The following is a 2,285-nucleotide window of genomic DNA, read 5'->3' as shown; positions in this document are numbered from 1 at the left end:
CTGCCGATCGGCCTGTCGGCCGGTCAGCGCCAGCGCATCAACATCGCGCGCGCATTGGTGCTGGAGCCGCGGCTGATGATCCTGGACGAGACCCTGTCCTCACTGGACCCGATGGAGCAGGCGCGCCTGCTCGACCTGTTCGAGAAGCTCCAGGCGAGCCATGGCCTGACCTATCTGTTCATCAGCCATGACCTCGCCATGGTGCGGAAGGTTTGCACCCGGATCGCGGTCATGTATCTGGGCAAGGTGGTGGAGCTGGCCGACAACCAGACCGTGTTCACGAAGCCGGCCCATCCCTACACCAAGGCGATGCTTTCGGCCGTGCCGGTCCTGGAGGAGAAGCCGTACCGGGCCGAGGACTGCCTGCTGGAAGGCGAGCCGCCTAGCCCGATCGACATCCCCGAGGGGTGCAGCTTCCGCCCGCGCTGCCCGCTCGCGATCGGCCGCTGCGCGCAGCAGGAGCCCGGGCTGAAGGTGGTGGCACCTCATGAGTACGCGGCCTGCCATCTCGCGGCCTGACCATGACCCCGATGCCGGGGACAGGCAGGACCGCACCCGCTCGCCCGCCGGCAAGGTGGTGCCCGTGAGCTCGTCCCCGCTCACCCGGCATCGCCACGAGGTGATCCTGCGCCGCCTGGAGCGCGAGCCGCGCGTGCGCGTTTCGGGCCTGGCTCAGGAACTGGCGGTCAGCGAGGAAACGATCCGGCGCGACCTGGATGAGCTGGAGGCGCGCGGCCGGCTGCGCCGCATCCATGGCGGTGCGGTGCCGTTCCGCCCCGACCAGGAGCAGCCGCTGGGCGAGCGCGAGCGCATCCGGCCCAAGGAGAAGGCCAAGATCGCCCAGATCACGGCGGGCATGGTCGAGGACGGGATGACCGTGTTCGTCGACACCGGCTCCACGCCCCTGGCGTTCGCCCGGGCACTGGTGGGCAAGCGCGACGTCCAGCTCGTCACCAACTCCCTGGACATCGCCCAGCTGCTCGCATCCGAGCCCGGCCTGCGCATCAAGGTGACGCCCGGCTGGCTGCGCTCCAACGACAACGCGCTCTTGGGTGGCGACACGCTGGCCTTCGTGCGCCGCTTCGTGTTCGACATCGCCGTGATGGGCATCGCCGCCTGCGATGCGCAGCACGGCTGGATGGACTATGCCGAGGAGGAATCCGACCTGCGCCGGATCCTCTACGGCCAGGCGCGCCGCAACGTCCTGGTCTGCGACGAGAGCAAGTTCGGCCGGCGTGCCTCGGTGCGCACCTTCGATCTCGGCACGCTGCTCACCGTCGTCACCAACCGCCCGCCGCCCGAGCCGTTCGCCGGGGCATTCCGCGAGGGCGGCGTCGAGGTGCTGTGCGAGCGGCCCAACGGCCGCGCAGCGCGACAGCGCTGAGCCGGCATGGCAGGATACCCTGACAGGTTTCGTCCACGGGGCAGGGGAGATGGATCGGCCGACCCGCAGCGCACCTGCCACCTTCGGCTCATTGTTCGTCCGGCAGCTCGAAGAGCTGCTGATCTGGCGCCGTGACGTCCGCCGCTTCCGCTCCGACCCGATCCCGCCGGGCGAGATGGACGAGCTGCTGCGCCTGGCCTGCCTGGCGCCCTCGGTCGGCAACGCCCAGCCCTGGCGGTTCGTGCGGGTGCGCTCAGGTGAGCTGCGCACTAGGCTGGCACGGCATGTCGACCTGCAGAACCAATTGGCCGCGGCCGCCTATGAGGGCGAGGCGCAGGCGCGCTACCGACAATTGAAGCTGCACGGGCTGCGCGAGGCGCCGGAGATCCTGGCCGTGTTCGCCGACGAGGCCCCGGCGGCAGGCCATGGCCTCGGCCGGCGGACCATGCCCGAGACCCTGCGCTATTCGACGGCCTTGGCGATCCACACCTTCTGGCTGGCCGCCCGGGCGCGCGGCATCGGGGTCGGCTGGGTGTCGATTCTGGATCCGGCCGGCGTGGCCGATCTGCTCGAGGTACCGAAAGCCTGGGCGTTCGTGGCCCTGCTCTGCGTCGGCCGGCCGGAAGAGGAGCACAGCGTGCCCGAACTGGAGCGGGCCGGCTGGCAGGCGCGGCTCGACTGGCGGGAGTTCGTGACCGAGCGCTGACCGCTGGCGGCCTGCGACGCCGTGGCCGATCCGGACAAGCCGGGCTTGCCAGCTTCTTCTTCCGCTTGGCAGAAGACCGCCAGGCCCGAGAAGCACGTCACGATGCCGACACATGCCGGTCACACCGGCGTGCTACGGTCGCGGATGGAGCCTGGTGCCCGCCATTTCCATCCGACCGAGAAACGCCTCCACCAA

The 2,285-nt window shown here is 70.2% G+C and carries 3 protein-coding genes; all 3 read left to right on the top strand.

Going from position 1 to position 2,285, the window contains the following annotated elements:
• Positions 1-519, top strand: a 519-nt coding sequence (locus EQG76_RS26425) for an oligopeptide/dipeptide ABC transporter ATP-binding protein (RefSeq protein WP_159717847.1), incomplete at its 5' end; no start/stop codon positions are given.
• Positions 488-1,384: a DeoR/GlpR family DNA-binding transcription regulator gene (locus EQG76_RS26420; RefSeq protein ID WP_159717845.1), complete on the top strand. Its 897-nt coding sequence runs from the start codon at positions 488-490 to the stop codon at positions 1,382-1,384. The genes EQG76_RS26425 and EQG76_RS26420, both read left to right, overlap by 32 nt.
• Positions 1,385-1,433: 49 nt before the next feature.
• The gene (bluB, locus tag EQG76_RS26415; RefSeq protein ID WP_159717843.1) at positions 1,434-2,090 is read left to right on the top strand and encodes a 5,6-dimethylbenzimidazole synthase; all 657 of its coding nucleotides are present in this window, start codon (positions 1,434-1,436) and stop codon (positions 2,088-2,090) included.
• Positions 2,091-2,285: the final 195 nt, after the last annotated feature.

Origin of the sequence: Geminicoccus flavidas, assembly GCF_009806515.1 — a bacterium.
GTDB lineage: Bacteria > Pseudomonadota > Alphaproteobacteria > Geminicoccales > Geminicoccaceae > Geminicoccus > Geminicoccus flavidus.
The sequence above is the reverse complement of the archived record's forward strand: the minus strand, read 5'-3'. Positions and strand labels throughout refer to the sequence as shown.

Coding starts and splice junctions, on each gene's coding strand:
- EQG76_RS26420 (WP_159717845.1), top strand. CDS start 488: ATGAGTACGCGGCCTGCCATCTCGCGGCCTGACCATGACCCCGATGCC.
- bluB (WP_159717843.1), top strand. CDS start 1,434: ATGGATCGGCCGACCCGCAGCGCACCTGCCACCTTCGGCTCATTGTTC.